General features: G+C 38.9%; 20 protein-coding genes. 11 read left to right on the forward strand and 9 right to left on the reverse strand.

Annotated features, from left to right (window positions below; genetic code table 11):
- From IQ31_RS27325 to mnmL, 3 genes are all read left to right on the forward strand, one after another.
- Nucleotides 1-332: transposase (locus IQ31_RS27325; RefSeq protein WP_483259534.1), on the forward strand; the 332-nt coding region annotated here is incomplete at its 5' end.
- A gap of 141 nt (nt 333-473) precedes the next feature.
- Nucleotides 474-1,223 (forward strand): hypothetical protein, encoded by a 750-nt coding sequence (locus IQ31_RS10415; protein WP_139145098.1) that lies wholly within the window; start codon nt 474-476, stop codon nt 1,221-1,223.
- Between the two features lie 16 nt (nt 1,224-1,239).
- Entirely contained in the window at nt 1,240-2,181 is a 942-nt protein-coding gene (gene mnmL, locus IQ31_RS10420) for a tRNA modification radical SAM protein MnmL/YtqA (protein WP_070570068.1), read from the forward strand.
- A 148-nt stretch (nt 2,182-2,329) separates the two neighbouring features.
- Here the strand turns inward: mnmL and IQ31_RS10425 are convergent, their stop codons facing one another.
- Together IQ31_RS10425 and IQ31_RS10430 are read right to left on the reverse strand one after the other, a co-directional pair.
- The gene (locus IQ31_RS10425; RefSeq protein ID WP_070570070.1) at nt 2,330-2,797 is read right to left on the reverse strand and encodes a pyrophosphohydrolase domain-containing protein; all 468 of its coding nucleotides are present in this window, start codon (nt 2,795-2,797) and stop codon (nt 2,330-2,332) included.
- 94 nt (nt 2,798-2,891) lie between these two features.
- Nucleotides 2,892-4,508 (reverse strand): pseudouridine synthase, encoded by a 1,617-nt coding sequence (locus tag IQ31_RS10430; protein ID WP_112375475.1) that lies wholly within the window; start codon nt 4,506-4,508, stop codon nt 2,892-2,894.
- Between the two features lie 242 nt (nt 4,509-4,750).
- Here IQ31_RS10430 and IQ31_RS10435 point away from each other — a divergent pair, with 242 nt between their 5' ends.
- Entirely contained in the window at nt 4,751-5,563 is an 813-nt protein-coding gene (locus tag IQ31_RS10435) for a lytic transglycosylase domain-containing protein (protein ID WP_145327934.1), read from the forward strand.
- 108 nt (nt 5,564-5,671) lie between these two features.
- On the opposite strand, the gene lolA1 is transcribed toward IQ31_RS10435, so the two are convergent.
- Both lolA1 and IQ31_RS10445 read right to left on the reverse strand, forming a co-directional pair.
- Nucleotides 5,672-6,325: an outer membrane lipoprotein periplasmic chaperone LolA1 gene (gene lolA1, locus IQ31_RS10440; RefSeq protein WP_145327935.1), complete on the reverse strand. Its 654-nt coding sequence runs from the start codon at nt 6,323-6,325 to the stop codon at nt 5,672-5,674.
- 1 nt (nt 6,326) lies between these two features.
- Nucleotides 6,327-9,062, reverse strand: coding sequence for an FtsK/SpoIIIE family DNA translocase (locus IQ31_RS10445; RefSeq protein WP_145327936.1), 2,736 nt, complete (start codon nt 9,060-9,062; stop codon nt 6,327-6,329).
- Between the two features lie 272 nt (nt 9,063-9,334).
- Here IQ31_RS10445 and IQ31_RS10450 point away from each other — a divergent pair, with 272 nt between their 5' ends.
- Entirely contained in the window at nt 9,335-9,844 is a 510-nt protein-coding gene (locus tag IQ31_RS10450) for a GNAT family N-acetyltransferase (protein ID WP_145327937.1), read from the forward strand.
- A 120-nt stretch (nt 9,845-9,964) separates the two neighbouring features.
- Here IQ31_RS10450 and tyrS read toward each other — a convergent pair whose 3' ends face one another.
- Complete coding sequence (gene tyrS, locus IQ31_RS10455) at nt 9,965-11,248, reverse strand: tyrosine--tRNA ligase (protein WP_145327938.1); 1,284 nt, start codon at nt 11,246-11,248, stop codon at nt 9,965-9,967.
- Between the two features lie 103 nt (nt 11,249-11,351).
- On the opposite strand from tyrS, the gene IQ31_RS10460 reads away from it, so the two are divergent.
- Together IQ31_RS10460 and IQ31_RS10465 are read left to right on the forward strand one after the other, a co-directional pair.
- Entirely contained in the window at nt 11,352-12,035 is a 684-nt protein-coding gene (locus tag IQ31_RS10460) for an ACP phosphodiesterase (RefSeq protein ID WP_145327939.1), read from the forward strand.
- Between the two features lie 80 nt (nt 12,036-12,115).
- Nucleotides 12,116-13,810, forward strand: a complete 1,695-nt coding sequence (locus IQ31_RS10465; RefSeq protein ID WP_145327940.1) for an amino acid permease — start codon at nt 12,116-12,118, stop codon at nt 13,808-13,810.
- A gap of 89 nt (nt 13,811-13,899) precedes the next feature.
- Here IQ31_RS10465 and rlmF read toward each other — a convergent pair whose 3' ends face one another.
- Nucleotides 13,900-14,811, reverse strand: coding sequence for a 23S rRNA (adenine(1618)-N(6))-methyltransferase RlmF (gene rlmF / locus IQ31_RS10470; protein ID WP_088162950.1), 912 nt, complete (start codon nt 14,809-14,811; stop codon nt 13,900-13,902).
- Nucleotides 14,812-14,888: 77 nt separating this feature from the next.
- Complete coding sequence (locus tag IQ31_RS10475) at nt 14,889-16,835, reverse strand: KUP/HAK/KT family potassium transporter (protein WP_088162949.1); 1,947 nt, start codon at nt 16,833-16,835, stop codon at nt 14,889-14,891.
- 259 nt (nt 16,836-17,094) lie between these two features.
- On the opposite strand from IQ31_RS10475, the gene IQ31_RS10480 reads away from it, so the two are divergent.
- Nucleotides 17,095-17,529 carry a T9SS type A sorting domain-containing protein gene (locus tag IQ31_RS10480; RefSeq protein WP_083663760.1) on the forward strand — a complete coding sequence of 145 codons (435 nt, stop codon included), beginning with the start codon at nt 17,095-17,097 and terminating at the stop codon, nt 17,527-17,529.
- Nucleotides 17,530-17,649: 120 nt separating this feature from the next.
- Here the strand turns inward: IQ31_RS10480 and ispG are convergent, their stop codons facing one another.
- Both ispG and IQ31_RS10490 read right to left on the reverse strand, forming a co-directional pair.
- Nucleotides 17,650-19,659, reverse strand: a complete 2,010-nt coding sequence (ispG, locus tag IQ31_RS10485; RefSeq protein ID WP_208734220.1) for a (E)-4-hydroxy-3-methylbut-2-enyl-diphosphate synthase — start codon at nt 19,657-19,659, stop codon at nt 17,650-17,652.
- Nucleotides 19,660-19,704: 45 nt separating this feature from the next.
- The gene (locus IQ31_RS10490; protein ID WP_112375482.1) at nt 19,705-20,652 is read right to left on the reverse strand and encodes a LiaI-LiaF-like domain-containing protein; all 948 of its coding nucleotides are present in this window, start codon (nt 20,650-20,652) and stop codon (nt 19,705-19,707) included.
- A 246-nt stretch (nt 20,653-20,898) separates the two neighbouring features.
- On the opposite strand from IQ31_RS10490, the gene IQ31_RS10495 reads away from it, so the two are divergent.
- The 3 genes from IQ31_RS10495 (at nt 20,899) to IQ31_RS10505 (ending at nt 23,414) form a co-directional block, all read left to right on the forward strand.
- Nucleotides 20,899-21,633, forward strand: a complete 735-nt coding sequence (locus IQ31_RS10495) for an MlaE family ABC transporter permease (RefSeq protein ID WP_046671950.1) — start codon at nt 20,899-20,901, stop codon at nt 21,631-21,633.
- A 9-nt stretch (nt 21,634-21,642) separates the two neighbouring features.
- Entirely contained in the window at nt 21,643-22,401 is a 759-nt protein-coding gene (locus IQ31_RS10500) for an ABC transporter ATP-binding protein (protein ID WP_145327942.1), read from the forward strand.
- Between the two features lie 107 nt (nt 22,402-22,508).
- Nucleotides 22,509-23,414, forward strand: coding sequence for a class I SAM-dependent methyltransferase (locus IQ31_RS10505; RefSeq protein WP_145327943.1), 906 nt, complete (start codon nt 22,509-22,511; stop codon nt 23,412-23,414).
- Nucleotides 23,415-23,472: the final 58 nt, after the last annotated feature.

Here is a 23,472-nt window from a genome sequence, read left to right on the forward strand (position 1 = left end):
CAGAAATAAAGGGCGTGAAAATCTCCATCCCAAGCACTCCAAGAAAAAAAGACACTGCTTATCAAAAGCAGACAAAGCGCAAAAAATTTAGAACCAGAGCGGCAATAGAACCTATCATCGGACATTTAAAAACCGATTTTAGGCTGGCAAAAAATTACTTCATGGGAGAAACGGGACCACAAATCAATGCATTACTAGCTGCAACCGCTTGGAACATGAAGAAAATGATGGAACTACTGAAACAGAAAATTATTTTCTTATTTTATAAGATACAAATTATGCTGTTTTCTAATCCTGTTTTTAAAAATAAATTAAATAGTGGGTTTTGTTAAGGAACGACTAAGTACTTTCCTTGTGAAGCATCTCGCCTTTTCTAGAACTCCCGTATCTAGGTTTTTTGTATATTGCTGTAAATATTACTTACTGGCCATATGAGAAATTGTTTGATCATCGTCTGTCTTCTCTTGTTGAATGTGAGATCAGGTATTTGCCAAGATAGACAGGATTACATTTTTGTTTCTTATCAAAACTACCTTCCAACCCCGAAGATAGGTATTATCGATTTTTATAGGCAGTTAAATGAAAAATGGAAACGTGATATGGATATGCTTAATGATGAGGCTCATGTTGGATTCGAGGTTTATAAGGATAGCACTATCAGAGTTGTTTCTAGCAATTTTGGTCATGTAGATAAGACTGAAGAAATGAATCAAAAATTTTCGTCCATATCAAAGTGGATACCGGCAAATAAAGATGGTAGATCGACCAATATAGCGCGTGAATATATCATTCATCTTGGGGAAAGGTCCTCTATTGGGGAATTGGGGACATATACGCGGAGTAAGGATACAATGGTTGTCATCGATCCAGGTCATATCCAATTTATTGGCGGCAAATGGTTGAATGCACTGTATTATCAAACACTTGATTATTTTTATACAAATGGCAGGCTAAAAAGAATTGAAATATTGGTTTCAAGAAATAGGAATAGGTTTTATGGCTATTTGTCATTTAAAGAATTTGAACAATTTTTCGTATTCTATTACGGTTTACCTACTTATTATGATAATTCTCCCAGTTTAGCTGTTAAAAGCAGTTATTTTGATTTGGAGAATGCAGTTAAGGATAGTTTGTATAAATTATCTTGGGAAGATTTTCGTGATGGCCGTATCAGTTTAACATTTGATCCTGAGAAAATAATGGTCACATATGATTTTTATTGAGTAACTTTGCAGCGGAATGGGTACATTATTGGACAACGGAATTAAACCGTATAATCATTACGGGGCTTATTTAAAGCAAAAGTATAACGGACAGAAAGTGTTTAAAGTGATTGTGGATGGTAATTTTACCTGCCCCAATCGTGATGGTAGTAAGGGCTATGGTGGTTGTACGTACTGTAATGTAGATTCTTTTACACCGGATACTGCCCGGAAAATTCCTTCTATACGCGAGCAGGTGGAATCGGGTATTGAAAGAGCACGTAATAGCTATGGCGCTGAGAAGTTTATTATTTATTTCCAGCCAAATACAAATACATATGCGCCGACTCATCTACTGAAGATGATGTATGATGAGGCTTTAAGTATTGATCCTGAAAATACTTTGGGTCTTTCTGTGGGTACACGTCCTGATTGTTTGGATTTTGAAAAGATAGCATTGTTGGAGTCTTATACAGATCGTTACGATGTGGATTTGGAAATGGGTATGGAATCTATTTACAACGATACATTGGAGCAGATCAATAGAGGCTGTTCTCACGACGAATTTGTTCAGGCCATGAATATGCTGAAAGATACTCCGTTGGAGCTTTGTGTGCATACCATCTTTGGCTTCCCGTGGGAATCTGAAGAAATGATGTTGAAATATGCAGATGAAATCAACCGCTTTCCACAAATTAAATTTGTGAAGTTGCATCACTTACATATTGTAGAGGGATCTATTATGGGCGTTAAGTTCAAACGTGAGCCTTTTGAACTTTTCTCGATAGAAGGTTATACGGAATTCTTAGCAAAGTTTATTCCTCGATTGCGTCCTGATCTGATCATTCAACGTATTTTCGGGATTGCAGATAAAGAATTGTTAATTGCTCCGAATTGGGGCTTACCGAAATCAGGTATTCAAACATACATCGATAAGGGATTGGAAGCACGTCAGGTCGTGCAGGGGAGTCTTTTTTAGCCGTTCCTAATATTTTATACTCTTTTGATAGATCATTGTATGCTATCGCGTTTAATGAATATATTCAGCGCTATAAAAACAGCAAAGGCTTCTCTAATGAAGCCTTTGCTGTTTACCTACAAAAAAAGGGTACGATTACCATCTTTATTTAGCCCTCAACAATTGTTTTTAGATCGGCTGGAGAGTAATTGATGGATTTTAACGTTTTATTGTCAGCTGTTCTGAATACCAGAAATTTGCCATCAACTTCTTTATAATAGGATTCTACACCTTTTAATTTATAGTGCTCCTGTGTAGCGATGGCTTCTGCTTCGTCTTTACATGCTTTGCTCATATTGGAACGTTGAACTTCATCAAAAAGAGCAGAGAATTTATCTTTTAAACCAAATTCCAATACCGCTCCAGCAAGTACATATTGAATGTCACATAGCGCATCTGCAATCTCGACCAAATCTTTATCCCGGATGGCCTCTTCTAATTCTTTTAATTCCTCAGCGATCAACGATACCCGTAAGGCACATCTTTGTTCAGATGGAATAGTAGGCGTGTCTAGGATTGGATGTTGGAATGTTTTATGGAATTCCGCAACGGATGAAAGTGTTTTCGGATCAGTCATATTCTTTGTTTTATTATTTGAAAGAGCAAATATAAAAAATAAAGGACGGTTAACTGAATGACCGTCCTTTATTTTTATTTATCTGCTTAAGCGATTAAATCAGGTGCTTTAACTGCACGATTTCACGCTCTTCTAAATATCTCCAACGGCCACGTGGAAGGTCTTTTTTCGTTAAGTTTGCATAAACCACACGATCCAATTTAACGACTTCATATCCTAATGACTCAAAAATACGACGTACGATACGATTTTTCCCCGAGTGGATTTGGATACCGACTTCACGTTTCGATCCGCCTTGAACATAGCTCAAGTCATCTGGTTTAATTACACCGTCCTCTAATTCGATACCAAAGCTGATTTTGTTAAAATCGCCTTGTGTAAGGCTTTTGTTTAACTCGACATTATAGATTTTGCTGATGCTGTTGCGCGGGTGTGAAAGTTTTTCAGCAAGACTACCATCATTTGTCATCAAAAGTAGTCCTGTTGTGTTTCTGTCAAGACGACCAACAGGATAGATTCTTTCTTTTGTCGCTTTAGAAACAAGTTCCATTACGGTATGACGCTCCTGCGGATCATCTGTAGTCGTGATATAATCTTTTGGTTTGTTCAACAAAACATAAACATTTTTTTCACGTTTTAGACGTTCGTTGTTGTAACGGATTTCATCTGTTGCAGGATCCACCTTGGTACCCAATTCCGTAACAGGTTCTCCATTTACCCAAATAACACCAGCAGTGATAAGCTCATCCGCTTTACGTCTTGAACAGATACCAGCATTGGCGATGTAACGATTTAAACGAACTAAGCCGTCATCTTCTGCATCCTCTGCTTTTTTCTTTGGACGTTTAATATATTGTTTATCACCAAAGTTTTTGTTGTCGTCAAAATTTCTACTTTTATCGCCATCAAACTTTCTGTTAGAAGGTCTTGAAGAGTCATTTCTGTCTGAACGTTTGAAACTGTCTCTTTTGTCAAAAGAACGCTCTGATCTATCGAATGATCTTGGGCTGTCATTTCTGTCTGAACGTTTGAAGTTATCTTTTTTATCGAAAGAACGCTCTGAACGGTCAAAAGATCTTGGAGCGTCATTTCTGTCTGAACGTTTGAAACTGTCTCTTTTGTCAAAAGAACGTTCTGAACGGTCAAAAGATCTTGAAGAGTCATTTCTGTCTGAACGTTTGAAACTATCTCTTTTATCAAAAGAACGCTCTGAACGGTCAAAAGATCTTGAGGAATCATTTCTATCTGTACGTTTGAAACTATCTCTTTTATCAAAAGAACGTTCTGAACGGTCAAAAGATCTTGAAGAGTCATTTCTATCGGAACGTTTGAAGTTATCTTTTTTGTCAAAAGAACGTTCTGATCTATCAAATTTATTGAAGGAATCTTTTTTGTCAAAAGATCTTGAAGAATCATTTTTATCAAATGAGCGGCCTCCTCTACCAAAGGATTTTTCTGAATTATCTTTTGAACGGAAGGAATTGTTATCTCCTCGGAAGGAAGGTTTGTCTGAGAATTTTTTAGATCCGAATGATCTGTTCTCACGATTATCATCTTTTCTGAAAGAGCCTCTTTCAGATTGGTCATTCGACCCATATGATTTTTTTCCGAAACTATTGTTCTTATCGCCTCTAGATTTGAAACTATCTGAGTTGCCTCGTGACTTTCTGGAGTTGTCATCACGACTGTTCCTTTTATTGCTGAATGGCATTGTGTTTTGCTAAAATGTGAACGACAAAGTTAGGTATAATTTTGGGTTTTGCGAAAAAATCCTTATCTTTTTGTCTTTTCTTGAATTTGCTGCGTTTTTACGCTAACAAACCCGGTTTAAGTTGTCTAGAATGTAACTATTTGTTTTTTAAATAAATAGTGTTTACCTTTGTACCCTTGAATTTGAACCAAGCTATTTTTTGATCGATTGCAGTCGTGGATAGGGTAGCATTAAGGGAGTGAATGATAAGAAAGAAAGTTTTATGTAGTAGTTTGATTTTGTTTGCTTTATTGCTGTCAAAGTTATACTCAACCCCACACAACAATGCTTCAAACGGCGATAAGATCGTTGAACCGAAGCTCGTAGTAGTTCCCGCTCATCATGGGGACGAAGAAGAAAAAAAAGAAAAAAGCAATTCCTTTGAATCGTATATGAATTCATTGACATTTGCTGAAGATTCATTACCGATGGATCGTCCGCTTGTGGAAAGTAAATTGCGCAAATTTTTCAATCGATTCTCGTTTAAAAAAACAGGATCATACGATATGCACAAAAAGGCAGAGACCTATTTGCCTATGATCGCAAAGATCCTTAAATCACATGGTATTCCGGAGGATTTTAAGTATATCCCCTTAGTGGAAAGCGGGCTTAGTAAAGCTGTTGTTTCATCGAAGGGAGCTGGTGGCTATTGGCAATTTATGCCGGCAACAGCCCGTTTGTATGGCTTAAAAGTCAATGGTACGGTAGACGACCGAAAGGATCTTGTTAAATCTACGCATGCTGCAGCGAGATACCTCAAATACCTCTATGGCCAATTTGGTAACTGGACCTTGGTAGCTGCAGCATATAATGTCGGTGATGGTAGTTTAAGAGGTTCTATAAGAAGACAAAAAAAGGACGACTATTTTGCATTGAAATTGAATAATGAAACGGGTTCGTATGTTTACAAACTGGTTTCTATGAAGGAAATTATCGAACATCCGCAAAAGCATGGTTATTCGCGTTATGCAAACAAAGAAAGCGAGACCTTGGATAAGGAACCCAATATGCTATAAAATTGCGTAAAGTAAAATATAACGATTAAAGTACCATAAAAAAGGCTTTCCAATACTGGAAAGCCTTTTTTATGGTACTTTAATCAGTGTTATAGCGACGATAGATTTTTATCTTAAATCGACGATTTCAAAACCTTTGTAATCATTTTTGTTGAATGCAAATAGACTACCTGAAAGCGCTTTATTGCCTTCTTGCGAAGCTAATGTATAGGTATAGCGATTACCACTTTTATCAAAAACGGTCGTATCATAGATCAGGTTACTTGCCTTATTGATACGCAGCTTTATCTTTGAATAGTTTTTTTTGCTATCGAGCGGACTTAATTCAACGACACTTAGCGTAAGTCCCTTTACCTTTTCAGTATTGGTCAAGGTATATTTAAAACCGCTGGTGTAGAAGCTGAATATGTTTGTTGGATTGATCTCGTTGGTCGAATTGCTTGCTTCTGAGATTTCCACTTCCTTTTCGGCTTTCATGATATTCCACTGTGTCTTGGAATCCGATATCAATACTTGATTTTTGGTACTGACCTGGTACTTGTTGTTACTCTTGTCCAGGTATATTGTTCCAGCGTCAGTATGTGAGCCACCATTAGCTTGTTTAATAGCTAATGAGAAGTTGGCCTGTATTGTTTTGTATGCATTGTACTTTTGGCTTACTTTCGTCAGTAATGCTTTAGCAGCGGTATCATTTTGTGCATAACTGTTTTGGCTGTATGCAATAATTAGCAAACCTACCATAAACCACAATTGTTTTTTCATCTTAGTTGTCCTTTCTTAACGTCTCCAAAAATTGTTCTAATGAATACTCATCTGGATAAAGTACCTCGCGGGCCTTACTTCCTTCAAATGGACCTACAATTCCAGCAGCTTCCAATTGATCGATGATTCGTCCTGCTCTGTTATAACCCAATTTTAATTTACGTTGGATTAATGAAGTTGAGCCTTGCTGATGCATGACAATCAATCGGGCAGCTTCTTCGAACAACTGATCGCGGTCTTTGGGATCAAAATCCACACTACCAGAACCATCTCCGTTTTCGTCTACATATTCCGGAAGCATAAATGCCGAAGGGTAGCCTCGTTGTGCACCGATGTAGTCGGAAATTTGTTCAACCTCTGGCGTATCAACAAAAGCACACTGAATACGTATCAAATCACTTCCAGTCGCTAGAAGCATGTCACCTCGACCGATCAACTGATCTGCACCGCCTGTATCTAGAATGGTCCGTGAATCGACTTTCGATAATACACGGAATGCAAGACGTGCAGGGAAGTTGGCCTTGATTGTACCGGTAATGATATTGACAGAAGGACGTTGGGTTGCAATAACCAAGTGAATCCCTACCGCACGGGCCAATTGTGCCAATCGTGCAATCGGTGTTTCGACCTCTTTTCCTGCTGTCATCATCAAGTCGGCAAACTCATCAACAATAAGAACGATATATGGTAAGAATCGATGACCCTCCTCAGGGTTTAATCTGCGATTGATAAATTTTGCATTATATTCCTTTAAATTCCGTACCTGTGCATTTTTTAACAAATCATAACGTTGATCCATTTCTATACACAGAGAATTTAAGGTGTTGATTACCTTCTTCGTATCGGTGATAATTGCATCTCCGTCGTCAGGCAATTTTGCAAGGAAGTGGCGCTCTACTTTTTTGAATAGAGAAAGTTCCACTTTTTTAGGGTCAACAAGGACAAATTTTAGTTCGGCCGGATGCTTTTTATACAGCAAGGAGGTCAGAATGGCGTTGATACCTACTGATTTACCTTGTCCGGTCGCTCCCGCAACTAGAAGGTGGGGCATTTTAGCTAAATCGGCAATATAGACTTCATTGGAAATCGTTTTACCTAAAGCAATCGGGAGATCCATGTCTGTTTTCTGAAACTTCTCCGTAGCAAGTACTGATCGCATGGATACCATTTCCGGACTGGAATTTGGTACCTCAATACCGATTGTTCCTTTTCCAGGCATAGGTGCAATAATCCGTATACCTAATGCCGCAAGACTTAAGGCAATGTCATCTTCCAGATTTTTGATTTTTGAAATCCGTACACCTGGTTTTGGTATAATTTCATACAAAGTTACCGTTGGACCTATAGTTGCTTTGATACTTTCGATCTCGATACTGTAGTTTCTCAGTGTATCAACAATCCTGTTTTTGTTCGCTTCGAGTTCCTGTTGATTGATGGTAATTTTACCACCACCATAGTCCTTCAATAAATCCAATGCCGGATGTTGGTAACCAGAAAGATCCAATTTTGGATCATATTGTCCGAATTGGGCCACAAGGTCACTGGCAGTAATCTCTTTTTCCTCTTTGATATCCTCGACCACCAGACCTGGTACTGCATCGGGTTCGATGGCAGCTTCTGGCTCTTGTTGAGGTTCTGCTTCAATTTTCGGTGCTTGATATTCCCGGATTAGTGGTAAGTCTTCCGCTTCAAATTCTTCATTCGGCTGATCAATTGTAAAACTGATTGAAGGTGTATTCTCTGTTCGTTCCAGCGGACTGTCGTCGAACGAGAGTACCACTTTGTCTTTCGGATCAATTTGTACTTCAGGTACGGGGTGATGTGTAAAGGCAGGGCGTTGAAGTTCTTCCTGTATATCTTTTTCACGAGCAGATTGAAATCGCTCATTGATTGATGTTGGCCGTTGAAAAGATTCCCGTACAGATTGGATGGAATCATCTTCAATATGAATTTTGTTTCTTAGATTTTGTGGAGCGTATTCATCCTCATCCTCTTCGTCCGTATCTTCGGAGAATGACTTGGATTTCCTGTTACTGAATAGGACAAATTTAAAATCGAGGTTGTAAAGTAAGATCAATGTCGTCAGGTAGGCAAAAGCCAATATACAGCCAACGCCGACAATGCCAACTTGTGCTTCCAATAATTTATTGGTCCAAAAGCCAAATTTGCCCTCAAGCATATGCGGTGTATCGGCCATAAATCCATGCAGGAAGCCTAATGTTACCGAGATAAAAACGATAGCAACGAAAGAATAGACTACCGTACGGTACAACGGAAGTAATGATTTCTTGAACAACAGGCGATATCCTAAAATGAATAATACCGGGATAAAAAGAAAAGATGCGACACCAAACCATTCGTACATGAATTGGTTGGCAAGCAATGCACCAAATTTCCCTAGTTTATTGTCAACAACGGGTAGATCAACACTTTCATCATGAATTTCTTCCGTAGATCTAAATAATGTTGACCATCCGCCATTAGTTTTTGCGATATAACTTTGATCGTCTTCCCAAGTGAATAGGTAGGATACGAAAGCGGTAGCAAATGCTAATGAAAGCAAGATCAATAAAATCCCTAATATCTTGACAGCCTTTTGCTGTGCATCAGAATAATCTCTTGGTACACTATTTTTTTGACTTTTTTCTTTTTTAAATGTTGTTGATTCCTTTTGAGGGGCACGTTTGCCGGAAACTGAATTTCCTGTCTGCCTAAATGTATTTCCTTTGTTTGACATTGAAAAGCTCACAATTATACTGCTTACAAACTTAGTTATTTTGATAGTATTTTAAAGATGCTGATGGCCTATTATTTTAAGTTTGTCGTTTTTTATGAATGAATAAATTTAGATGTAGCTAAAAAGCTAGATAGCTATAATGACTAGCAAATACTATGCCCTGCAAATAGGTTTGATCAAAGAATGTGCATATCTATACAGATTGCTGTTTTGGTGTATTCTTTGGAGTTGCTGTAAAATATGTAGTTTTACGAATAAAAATAAGAGATAGGATGAACAAGTTTGAAATACGAAAAGCGACATTGGCTGATAAAGGACGGATTTGGGAAATTATACAACAAGCAATTGCCCTCAGGAAAGAACAAGGCAGCCGACAATGGCAAGATGGTTATCCGAATGAAGATGTGGTGCAGTCGGATATTGATAAGGGCTACGGGCATGTCGTTGAAGTGGAGCATAGGATTGTAGGTTATGTAGCTGTTATTTTTGATGTCGAACCTGCTTATAATGATATTGACGGAAAATGGTTAAGTGATGGACCTTATGTCGGTATACACCGATTGGCCTCGGCGCAGGATCCGCATATGAAAGGTGTGGGAACGGGAATCATGTCTGGGGTGGAGAAGATCGCGGTTGATCATGGGGTTTATAGTATCAAGGTGGATACTAATTTTGACAATGGAGGAATGTTGCATGTGTTCGAAAAGCTGGGGTATCAATATTGTGGGGAGGTACATTTTAGAGGAGCGTCGCGTAAGGCATTTGAAAAACTATTAAATTAACCGGACCGATTTTTTAGCGGAAGAAGAACAGCTTTGGATTGCATAAAGAAGTCCCTTTTGATTTGTTCAAAAGGGACTTCTTTATGCTTATGGATTATTAAATCAGGATATTGCTGATCACTAATCTGCGATAATCAGATAATAATTCTTTTTACCGCGTTGTGCAACAATATATTTATTGTTTACAAGGTGATTTTCCGTAACTGACTCTTCTATATCAGTTGCTTTTTCTCGGTTGATAGAAACTCCGCCGCCCTGAAGCATTTTGCGGGCTTCACCTTTGGAAGGGAATACTTGTGTCTGAACAGCCAGTAAATCAAGAATATTGATGCCTGCTGCAAGGTCCGCTTTAGCGACCTGAAATTGAGGAATGCCTTCAAATACCTCTAAAACAGCCTCGTGATCTAAGTTGTTCAAAAATTCTAAAGAACCATTACCAAAAAGAAATTCAGAAGTTTTGATCGCAGTTTCGTATGCTTCTTCGGAGTGGGTACGAATGGTGATATCTTTTGCCAGTGCTTTTTGAACTAAACGTAAGTGTGGCGCTGCATCATGTTCTGCAATAATAGACGCTATTTCGTCCTGAGGTTTGAGTGTGAAAATTTTGATCCAGTTTTTAGCATCATCATCTGACGTATTCAACCAAAATTGGTAATACTTATACGGAGAGGTTTTCTTTGGATCTAACCATACGGCACCAGATTCGGTTTTTCCAAATTTCTGACCATCGGCTTTTTTGATTAATTGTGTGGTGATTGCATAAGCTGTTCCCTGATCTTGGCGACGAATCATTTCACTTCCTGTTACAATGTTACCCCATTGGTCGGACCCACCCATTTGAACTTTACAGTTATGATGCTTCCAAAGGTAGTAGAAGTCATATCCTTGAATCAATTGATAGGTAAACTCTGTAAATGAGAGACCATTGTCGCCTTCCAGACGTTTTTTTACAGAATCTTTTGACATCATATAGTTAACGGTAATCATTTTACCGATATCACGAATAAAATCCAAAAATTTAAAATCTTTAAACCAGTCGTAATTATTAACCATTTGGGCGTCATTTTCCCCTTCTCCAAATTCAAGAAATTTGCCTAACTGCTTTTTCAGACAAGCGACATTATGCTGTAAGGTAGCTTCGTCCAACAAGTTACGCTCTGCAGATTTGAAAGAAGGGTCTCCGATCATGCCTGTTGCTCCTCCAACCAGGGCAACTGGTTTGTGGCCTGCATTTTGGAAATGGATCAACGTCATGATTTGCGTCAAGTGTCCTACGTGTAGAGAGTCGCCTGTGGGATCAAAGCCGATATAACCAGCGACTTTTTCTTTATTCAGTAAGTCTTCAGTGCCTGGCATAATATCTTGCAACATGCCTCTCCAACGTAATTCTTCTACAAAGCTCATTGTTAAATGGATTTAATTTTTTAATTTACAAGATGCAAAGATAGGAGATTAAGCGTATATTGAGCGAATAATTCCATATAAAAGCACACGCTAATAAGCTGGTATGAATTTTTTGTCACATTTCTATTTTGAGCGGTTTGCAACCAATGCCGAACGTATTGTAGGTGGATTGCTACCCGATTTATTAAAAAATGCTGATAAATCCTTTATGCTAAAACCACGTCAGTATGAAGATGAGCTTTTGGACAATCCTTTACTGGAGCAATTGTATATAGGTTGGAACCGTCATATCGAGGTCGATCGCCTGTTTCACAATTCACCTTATTTTTTTCATCATACACATCAACTGAAACTAAAAATCCAGTCTAGTTTAGCGGGGCTGCCTATCCGGCCGTCCTTTATGGCGCATATCGCGTTGGAGCTATTGCTGGATCATATCCTAACACAAAATAAAGCGGTCTCCATCGATAAATTCTACGCTGCGCTAATGCATGTCAATGAAGACGCTGTTCGGAAGTTTTTGAAAATTAATCAACTGAATGATATTCCTAAGTTTGAAAAGTTCTATCATCAGTTTATTGAGTGGAAGTATATTTATGACTATGCTGAGGTAGAAAAAATTGCAGGTGCACTTTTCAATATTTGTAAACGATTGTGGCAATTTGAAGTTTCCGTGGAGCAAAGACAGCTTCTGACAGAACAGTTGATTTCCTATTTACATACGCAGATGACCGATTATCAGGAAATTTACCAGTATATTCAATATGAGCTGGTGGACTTTAATTAGTCTATCGGAAAATACCAATAGTATAAGACCTTGAAAATATTTATTTTCGCATAATTTTAAGTATCAAAAACTAAATTTACATGTCACATAGACTTTTTCGGAAGAAAAGTGTTGATCAGATTCTGCATGACACTCAAAAAGAGGGGGGGACAGGCCTTGCAAAGGTATTGGGGGTAACAGATCTGGTTTCGTTGGGTATCGCCGCTATTGTAGGGGCTGGAATCTTTAGCACAATTGGGTTAGCGAGTTATGAAGGTGGGCCGGCAGTATCACTGCTCTTCGTTTTTACAGCTTTTGCCTGTGTTTTTACGGCATTGGCCTATGCGCAATTTGCCAGTACAGTTCCTGTTTCAGGATCAGCATATACGTATGCTTATGTAGCTTTTGGTGAGTTGTTTGCATGGATTATAGGTTGGGCATTGGTCTTAGAATATGCTGTTTCCAATACGGTTATTGCCATTTCCTGGTCGCAATATTTTGTCTCCATGCTAGAGGGCTTTGGTCTTCACATACCGGCTTGGTTATCCATGGCACCAGGCTATGCTTATGATGCTGTAGACAAGATGAACCAACATGGCGCGGCGGCCCTGACCGCAATCGACCAACATGGTCTGGATGCTTTTAATAGTGCGCCACGAATTGGGGGATTGCCTATTATTTTCGATTTACCGGCAGGTGTCATTACATTTTTGGTCACTTGGTTGGTTTATATCGGAATCAAAGAGTCCCAGAAAGCAAGTATGGTCATGGTTATGATAAAGGTGGCAATTATCCTGGCTGTCATTTTTGGGGGTATATTTTTCATTAAACCTGAAAATTGGACACCTTTTGCACCGAATGGTCTCAAAGGTGTACTCGGAAGTGTGGCCGCGGTTTTCTTTGCCTTTATCGGATTCGATTCGATCTCCACAACTGCCGAAGAGTGTAAAAACCCACAGCGCGATCTGCCTAAGGCAATGATCTATTGTCTATTGATTTGTACTGTATTGTATGTTGCCATTACCCTGGTCTTGACGGGGATGGTTAACTATACCGAATTAAATGTGAAGGATCCACTTGCTTTCGTGTTTAAATATGTGGGTTTCGACCATATGGCCGGAATTATATCGGTGACCTCTGTGATTGCCATCACCAGTGCCTTGCTGGTGTATCAATTGGCGCAACCAAGAATCTGGATGACTATGAGTCGGGACGGTTTGTTGTGGAAGAAATTCGCGACGATCCACCCAAAATATAAAACACCTTCTTTTGCGACTATTGTAACGGGTTTGGTGGTTGCTATCCCTTCGTTATTTTTTAAAATGGACTTCTTTGTGGATCTAACGAGCGTGGGCACCTTTTTTGCCTTTATCCTTGTTTGTGCAGGTGTATTGTATATGGATTATTCGGGCTTATCTGCAAAATCCAAATTTAAAGTTCCTTACATCAATGGTAAATATTTAGTTGGTGCAGGGCTACTGATCGCTATTGTGCTTATTTTTATCTATGCGCAAGAGACGATTCAGGAGTGGAAATCGCTTTCCATCCTGGAAATTATAGAACATAAAATGTTGGTCATTATATTTTGGTTAACCTGGCTTGGCCTGAGTATTTATAGCTTTAAAATGAACTTTTCGCTATTGCCTGTCGTTGGTATCCTGATCAATTTGTATTTGATGACGGAATTGGGGGCAAGTAACTGGATAATATTTGTGATCTGGCTCGTAATCGGATTGGCTGTATATTTTATGTATGGCTATAAACATTCAAAGTTAAATAAACAGGCGCAAGTATAGTATATGAGAAGCGTCGTACAATAATGGTTCAAAGAAAAGGAGCTATCTGCATAAAAGATAGCTCCTTTTCTTTGAATATCGTGGACGTATTAGAATCTCCACAAAAGGATTCGGCTTACCTTATTGCCTTGTTCCATGCGGATCACCTCGGTCTCTTTTACACTTATTTTCTTTAGTTTGTGTTGTAGAAAGCGAATGTCTTCGCGGTGAGCAACTAATGTTGTGAACCATTTTACTTGATCTTTGTGAAATTGACTTTCAAAGATCATGCGTGACAAGAAAGCTTTTTCACCACCATCACACCACAACTCGCTTCCTTGTCCAGAAAATGCTTGTGTGACAGGTTTTTCGTCTATTTTAGCTTCTTTAATGCCTGTAGTCTTACGGATTGACTGCTGTAAAGCCTCGGTTTGAGAGCTAAAAAATGGGGGATTACAGATTACCACATCATATTTCTCACCTGGAAGGATAATATCTTTGAATATGGCTTTCGGGTTATTTTGTAGACGGATTTGTATACTCTTTTTTAAGCTCATATTTGTCCGTGTTATCTCGATTGCATTTTTGTATGCGCTCTTGATAATTTCAGATCCTACAAAGCTCCATCCATACTCCTGATGCCCGATGATGGGGTAGATACAATTTGCACCAACACCGATATCGAGTATATGGATATTTCCACCTTTTGGAATCTCACCATTATTATCCCTTGCAAGCACGTCTGCGATGTAATGAATATAATCTGCTCGGCCCGGGATAGGGGGGCAAAGATTCTCTTTGGGAATATCCCAGTGTTGAATGTGGTAATATTTTTTTAGAAGCGCCTTGTTTAACGTTTTAACAGCATCGGGATTGTTAAAATCGATGGATTTTACGTTATAAGCATTTTCTATAACAAAATCTTTGAGCGAAGGTTCGACTTTGCTCAATTCTTCAAAATTATAGTTATCGAGATGTCTATTTCTAGGGTGTAATTTCTTTTTTGGATTAGCGTCTGCCATGATGTATTATTTGCAACAAAAGTAATGCAATTCTATTGAATAAAAAAGGTGATGCTTGGGCATCACCTTGAGGAGTATTAATCTTTCCGTATGAGATGGACCTCTGAAGTCTGAGGAAAATTGAGTGGAACCCGCTCAATTGTAACGAAGCTGGAATCTAAACCGAAACCTTTTTCTTCGGACAAACTCATTTTTTTGAGGTAACCATAGATGTCCATAATTACCTTCTCTATCCATGTCATTTGGTTGGTTTTGGAGAGTACTTTTTCCAAAACAACAAACTTAAAGTCACCAGGAATATTGTGTTTACGTAGGGTGTCGTATTGACTGGTGATGTCAATTTCACCTTTTTTCACCATTTCCTCAACTACTTTTCTGAACAGTAGACTGATGCGCTGTTCCTCTCTAAAGCCAAGTTTAAAATCAACCCGTATTAACTTACCCGGGATAAGCTGATCGATTGAATATTCTTTTGTATGTGGATGATCCATCACATCAACGTGGACGAGCCAATATACATCCGCACGTTTTGGCTTTTTATTAATAATTGAATAAATAATTTTAGCCTCTATCTCGGATTTGAAATTTGCACTTGTCAGATAGACCAAATGCGACGCATAGGGAGGGACGGATTTGTCCTCGCTCAATTCGGAGATAATGGGGTAGTATTTATTGATGTTAATGAAGTTAACAAAACGATTTTTAATTTTTCGCGCTGTGTACCAGCAATACATTGTTCCAAATAACGCAGTGGCAAGCATCAAGGTTAACCAACCACCATGCGCTATTTTGACACCATTTCCTATTAAGAACGTTAATTCAATAACAAAATAAGCAACCAAAAATACCGCAATAAGCACGCGATTGACCTTTTTCATAGCGAGGAAGTATCCCATTAAGATTGTGGTCATCAATACCGTTAAATTGATCGCAAGCCCATAGGCTGCATCCATTCGGCTTGATTCTTCAAATACCCAGATGACGATCATACAGCCGACCCATAAAATTAAATTGATGGATGGTACATACAATTGTCCTTTATGTTCGCTGGGGTAGCGGATAGCCACCTTAGGCCATATATTCAAACGTACTGCTTCCGAAATTAGGGTATAAGAGCCAGATATCATGGCTTGACTGGCGATGACCGCTGCGATCGTTGCGATAGCGATACCGTAACCGATAAACCAATCGGGCATGATTGAATAGAACGGATTTTCACCCCCTAGAACACGTCCTTCCTGTGTTAATAACCAGGCTCCTTGCCCGAAATAATTTAGTATAAGTGTGATTTTTACGTAGATCCAGCTGATACGGATATTGTTTTTACCACAGTGTCCCATATCCGAATACAATGCTTCGGCGCCTGTAGTACATAAAAATACTGCACCGATCAATAATAGTGAATGGGGGTAAGTAATTAAAATATGGAAGGCATAGTAAGGGTTGATTGCTTTCATCACTTCCGGTGCGAGGTGAAGATGAGATAAACCAATTACACCGATGATGGAAAACCAGATGGTCATTAATGGACCGAAAACCTTTCCTACAACGGATGTTCCAAATCGTTGAATAATAAACAATAAGGAGATAATTGTAACTACAATAGGTACTGTAGGTAATCCTGGGAATTTGAGATCCAAACCTTCAATAGCCGAGGATATTGTGATGGCAGGGGTGATCATTCCGTCGGCTAATAAGGTCGCCGCACCGATCATCGCTGGAAAAATTAACCAAGGGGCACGCTTGCGTACCAATGAATAAAGGGATAGGATACCACCTTCACCTTTATTGTCCGCCCGGAGAGTGATCCAAACATACTTTACTGTTGTCTGGAGGGTCAGTGTCCAAAAAACACAGGATAGCCCGCCCAAGACTAAGTCTTTTTGAATGGCTCCTTGTCCCATGATTGCTTTGAAAACATACAATGGAGAAGTTCCGATATCTCCAAAAACGATTCCTAAACTGATCAATAATCCGGCGAAACTCACCTTATTGATACTGTTGTGATGACTGTTGTCTGCCATTTATCAATTATTTTATTTCAAAATATACTGCAAAAATATACTTTTTGCCTGTACTTTAAGTAGGTACATTTCCTGCGCCAAATTTTAGCATTTACTTTGACATGCGCAAGAGCTGTTAAAATTTGTTAAAAGAAACTTAGAATGAATCTATTTGCTGAAAAACTTTTAAACAAAATACTAACTTTGTTGTTGATAATTCAAATAGTTAGCGTTATATTTGATTAAACCGTAACCAGTATTTGAAGTCTAATTTAACACTATGGGGAGAAATCTACTTAAAGCAGCTTGTTTAACACTTTTATCCGCACTGACATTGTGCAGCGGGATGACTCGGGTGTATGCAAAGTCTCCTTATGACCATACTATTTCGCAACATATTTGGGACGGTACTGAGGCATTTGGGGAAGACAACAACATCAAGGACACAGAGAAACTTATCAATAATGTGAAGGTTTTCTATAATCCGATTGCGGAGCAAATAAATCTTTCTTTTAAATTGGCAAAATCGTCGAGTGTCTCTATTAAAGTAATGGATGCATTGGGCAATGAGATTCTCCAATTAATGAATGGCAACTTAGATTCAGGAATTCAAAATCTTTCCTTTGAGCATGGCGGAAAATTAACGACAGGGTTTTACTTTGTACGGGTAGTCGCTGGTTCAGAAACTGTGGTGAAAAGATTTTCTGTTCGATAAGAAGGTAACATATTTCGATAAAAAGGTAGCTCGTAATATAAGTTTACGCGTTAACATAAAACAGCAAAGGGAATCAAATGATTCCCTTTGCTGTTTTATGTTAAACTTGATTTGTTAATTTTAGTCTTGTTGTATTTCTTCGATCCACAGTCCATCATCTTGAATGATCTTGATCAATTCGTCTAAGGCATGTGCAGAACTCACATTTTTCTTAACGATCTGCTGACCTCTATATAGCGTCACTTTATCAGGCCCCGCCCCAACATAACCATAGTCAGCATCGGCCATCTCTCCAGGGCCATTAACGATACAGCCCATGATACCAATTTTTAAGCCTTTTAAGTGATTGGTACGGCTTCGGATCATCTGCGTGGTTTCTTGGAGATCAAATAAAGTTCTGCCACAACTTGGGCAGGAAATATATTCTGTCTTGGATATTCTGGATCGTGTTGCTTGTAGAATTCCGAAAGAAAGCGAAGCGATGTTTTCCAATGCTGTTGCCGGAGAGTCAATCCAAATTCCTGAACCCAAACCATCGATTAATAATGCTCCTAGATCAGTAGAGGCGTACAGCTGTATTTTTGAAATAGGTTCTTCGGGATTCATAAAATCACCAATGGGTCCTGAGAAATCTTCTTCCAAATAAGAACGTTTGATAATGACAGGATTATCGATACCGATTTCCTGTAGGTTTCGAAAGAACTGTCTTTGATCTGCCATACCGTGAAAATAATCGGTTTCTACTATAAATACGACAGTTTTGTCAAGCTGTAAAGATTCAAACAGTGGGGTTAACAAATCTGAATTACAGATTTTGACCATATTCAGGACTTTATCCTTGTTGTCCGACTTTACGAATTCGTCTAAGGTAAAGAGGGGATGAATATTAGTTTGATCGGTAAGTTTTGACCAGGTGTTATAGTTATATACTTGCTTCAGATTTGCCGGCATCGTAAAGGATGGCAAATTGTCTGCGAGATAGACAAAGTCTACAGACTGCTCACCCATGTGGTATTTATCTAATAGGATATCATAGCGATAGCCAACTTTGGAAAGGATCTGAGCGTCTTTCAGATTTTCTTTAGAAATGTCGACCACAATCCTTGGTACCAAAGAGCCTCCGATAAAGGTATTTACTTCCTGGCTGGCATAAGGAACATTTGGTGTCTCTGGAGAGAGCTGAACAATCTCTTGTTTGGGCTGACTCTCGATGTTTGCCTTTCTTTTACTGTATCTATTGACAAGTGCTATGGCGACTGGGGCTTCCCGCTCAGGCTCTTCGGTTAACGATACACGTACAGTATCACCCAGTCCATCTTCCAAAAGTGTTCCGATACCAACGGCAGATTTTACACGACCATCTTCACCGTCTCCAGCTTCGGTTACACCGAGATGTAGGGGGTAGTTCATGTTTTCGGAAACCATTTTTTCGACCAGCAATCGGTAGGCTTTGACCATGACCTGTGGGTTGGATGATTTCATTGAGATACAGAGATTGTAGAAACTCAGATCTTCACACATCCGGATAAATTCCATGGCAGATTCGACCATCCCTTCGGGGGTGTCGCCGTAATGACTCATGATCCTGTCAGACAGTGAGCCGTGGTTGGTACCAATACGCATGGCGGTACCATTTTCTTTGCAGATATTTACGAGCGGAGTGAATTTTTGATAGATGCGCTCTAACTCACGCTTGTATTCTGCATCGGTATAAGATAGCTGATCAAACTTTTTCTTGTCTGCATAGTTACCAGGATTGACTCTTACTTTCTCGACGATACGAGCGGCAACCTCGGCAGCATTTGGTGTAAAATGAATATCAGCAACTAAAGGGACCTTATAGCCTCTTCTGCGAAGTTCATTTTTTATGTTAGCTAAATTTTGTGCTTCTTTAATACTAGGAGCGGTAATTCGAACGTATTCGCAGCCCGCCTCTACCATTCGAATGGTCTGCTCAACTGAGCCCATCGTATCCATTGTATCTACCGTAGTCATACTTTGAATACGAATGGGATTATCGCCACCCATGGGAATATCACCGATCTGAATTTCCCTTGTTTTCCATCTCGAATAATCTACCTTGGAATTGCAATAGATTCCAGGTAATGTCAACATATTACTTGTGTCCATATCTAACACAAAGTTAGCTTTTCTTGACTAAAAATCGGGTGTCAATTAATATCTTCTAATTTTTATTGACGCGATGCCACCGTTGATATCGAAATCGAATTTTTGAGCGGCAGAGTCGTAATTTGTCGATTTTACTTCGCCTTCACTTTTTAGGAAATCGCCCTCATAATCTGTCGAGGATAATGCATTGTCGCTTGTAATACGACAGGCCGCGTTTTTGGGGATGGAGATTTCAATAGAGGAGGCTCCAGCATCCATAGAAATTTTAGTTGTTGCCAGCGGTTGACCTAATTTTAACTTTAGACTAGTCGCTCCAGCATCGATATCCAATGTTTCTATCTTGTAGGGTGAAAGATCTAACCTGGCATCAATTGCACCGACATCAAAATTCAGATTCCATAGGATGTTGGGGTTTAAAGCGATGAACGTATTGTTGTTTTTGCTGTTAAAATCCTTGTTTTTGAATTTTCCCTTTAGGTTGATATCTAATTTGTCTGCAGATTCTCCATGTACAGTTATGCCCAGTAGATATTCTTTTGAGGTGTTAAATGCCGAGAAGATTTCTGAAGTAGTGCTACTATCATTTCTTAATGAAGTGGCCCCCAAATCGAGGTTTAGGGTAGCACTATGGATTTTATCATCCAGCGGGACGTTTAATTTTTCTGTTGTATAATTTGTTTTATCGTTGGGATCGTCGACATTGATGTTGACGCCTTTACTTTTTAAAAGCTGTGTTAAAAGTGGTTCCTTTGGTGTCGACAGCCCTATGTAAGTCAAAAAACCTAAAATTACGACGGTAGAACCGATGGCGACAAACTGTCCAATCTGTTGGTCTTTGGGTACCAGCATACGAATTCCGGCAAGCACAATAAACAGCGGCCAGTATCTAAAAATACCTACCCAGTTGAAAGAAATCGTGTTGAGCTGTGATAATAATAAGACAACTCCTATAAAGAGAATGGTGATACCAGTTGTTATTCTTCGTGTATTCATAACTAATTCCGTTTGTTAATATGTCTCAAAAGTAAGTCGCTTTGAGAGATACCGTATGAATGTTTAGGCTATTATACATAAAAAATCGGTAAATGTGACTAATTGATCGGTAAGTAATTTCGTTTTTCGTATACTTTTTGGGTTTTCGCTTGTTTATATATTTGCTGGAATTAATTACCTTTAATGGATTACTTGGTTTAGTATAGTCGTAAAATTGGCGTAATACATTGAAATTAAATAGATAATATGATCTTTCATCACATTGGTGCATATCTCATCCTCCTGAAATCAGTTTTTAAAAGACCGGAGAAAGGTCGAATTTATTGGAAGGAAACCGTACTGGCAATGACCGATATTGGTATAGGATCTTTGGGACTTATTGTCATTATTTCTACCTTCATTGGAGCTGTTATGACCATGCAAATTGCCTTTCAGATGGTTTCGGACTTGATCCCAAATTCTATTATTGGTTCGATCAACCGGGATTCAAATATTTTGGAATTGGGACCAACGATTTCGGGGTTAGTTTTAATGGGAAAAATTGGGTCGTCTATATCTTCGCAGATCGGATCCATGCGTGTGACAGAGCAAATTGATGCCTTGGAAATTATGGGGATCAATGCCCCTGGTTATTTGATATTACCCAAAATATTGGCAGGTATCACCATGATTCCGATGTTGGTTATTATTTCCATCGTATGCGCTTTAGTTGGCGGTCTGTTGGGCGGGTCACTTTCAGGTGCTGTGACACAGGCGGATTATATTTTAGGAATTCAAGATGGTTTCAATGGTTTTACGGTGACAGTTGCCCTTGTTAAAGCTGTTGTATTTGGGTTTATTATTACTTCGATATCAGCTTATAAAGGGTATAATGTGAAGGGGGGAGCTTTGGAAGTTGGGCAAGCTAGCACAGAAGCAGTTGTAGTTGGCTGCATAACTATTCTTGCTGCAGATTATGTGATAACCGCATTAATGCTTTAAAAAGATTTTATGATTCAAATCGAAGATATTAACAAGTCATTTGGAGACAATCACGTTCTGAAGGGTATCAGTGCAAATTTCGAACCTGGAAAAGTGAGTTTGATTATCGGGGGGTCGGGTTCCGGAAAGAGTACTTTATTGAAATGTATTGTGGGCCTGCATCAACCGGAAAAAGGAAAGGTGATTTTTGATGGCAAGGATTTTACTCGGATGAATTTTGAAGAGCGCGTTCCTATTCGAAAAGAAATAGGCATGCTTTTTCAAAATTCAGCGCTGTTTGATTCGATGACGGTAGAACAAAATATCATGTTTTCGCTGGACATGTTTACGGATATGTCTAAAGCGGAGAAATTAGATCGGGCAAATCATTGTCTGGAACAGGTTAATCTGGAGGGAAGAAATAAATTGTTTCCTGCGGAACTATCGGGGGGGATGAAAAAGCGGGTTGGAATTGCACGCGCAATTAGTATGAACCCCAAATACCTTTTTTGTGATGAACCCAATTCGGGATTAGATCCGGAGACTTCGATTGTTATTGACGAATTGGTGCTAAAAATTACGCAAGAATTGAAATGTACGACAGTCGTTGTTACACATGATATGAATTCTGTGATGGGAATCGGTGAGTATATTTTGTTTCTCTATAAGGGACAAAAATTCTGGGAAGGTTCCAATAAGGATATGATGCGATCGGATGTGGAAGAATTGAACAACTTTGTTTTTGCAAGTCCATTAATGAAAAGTGCTAAAGCTTCAATGGGGCAATAACATGTGAGAAGAGGGTTTTATTGCGCTTAATTTTAGGTGTTTGATCTGCGTTAGCATCGTGCAGATTTCTTTTATATTGAAATTTAGCTTAGTTTTGTCGGAAAATTTTGATTTTGGCAGCAACAAATATACAACTATTGACCCCACAGCATTGGAAGGACTATGAACTCATTGACTGTGGTGATTTTGAAAAACTGGAACGTTTCGGTGATTTAATTTTAATCAGACCAGAACCTCAGGCTGTATGGCCTAAGGCATTAAGTGATGCGGAGTGGAACAAGCGTTACCATATCAAATTCAAAGGTCGTTCGGCTACTTCTGGAGAATGGTTGAAGAAAAATCCGAAGGTTCAGGACCGTTGGCACATCGAATATAAAAATAACGACGTGGCAATCAAATTTAGATTGGGCTTGACATCTTTTAAACACGTCGGGATATTTCCGGAGCAGGCTGTAAATTGGGATTATATTTCGGAATCTGTTCGTTCATTTAAGACGGAGAAACCGAAGGTTCTAAATCTTTTTGCATACACTGGTGGAGCTTCTTTAATAGCAAAGGCTGCCGGCGCGGATACAACGCACGTAGATTCGATTAAACAGGTTGTTACCTGGGCTAATGAAAATATGGAAATTTCCAATTTGGATAACATTCGTTGGGTGGTTGAAGATGCTTTGAAGTTTGTAAAACGTGAGCTGAAAAGAGGTAATACGTATAATGGGATTATTTTGGACCCACCGGCATACGGACATGGGCCGAAGGGAGAGAAATGGAAATTGGAAGATCACATTATGGAAATGATGACTGAGGTCGTTCAACTATTGGATCCTAAAGAACATTTCTTGATTTTAAATACGTATTCATTAGGCTTTTCTTCTGTTATTGTTGAAAATTTAATTAAGACGGCTTTTCCAAAAGTGGAAAACTTAGAAATAGGGGAGTTGTTTTTACAAGCAACTGCAGGACCAAAACTTCCACTTGGCGTATTTGGTAAATTTCGCAAAATAGCGGAGTAAGACTTGTCAAAAGATTCTTTGATAACAACACGGGGTGCTTATTTAAGCGCCCCGTGTT

The organism is Sphingobacterium siyangense (assembly GCF_007830445.1).
Taxonomy (GTDB): domain Bacteria; phylum Bacteroidota; class Bacteroidia; order Sphingobacteriales; family Sphingobacteriaceae; genus Sphingobacterium; species Sphingobacterium siyangense.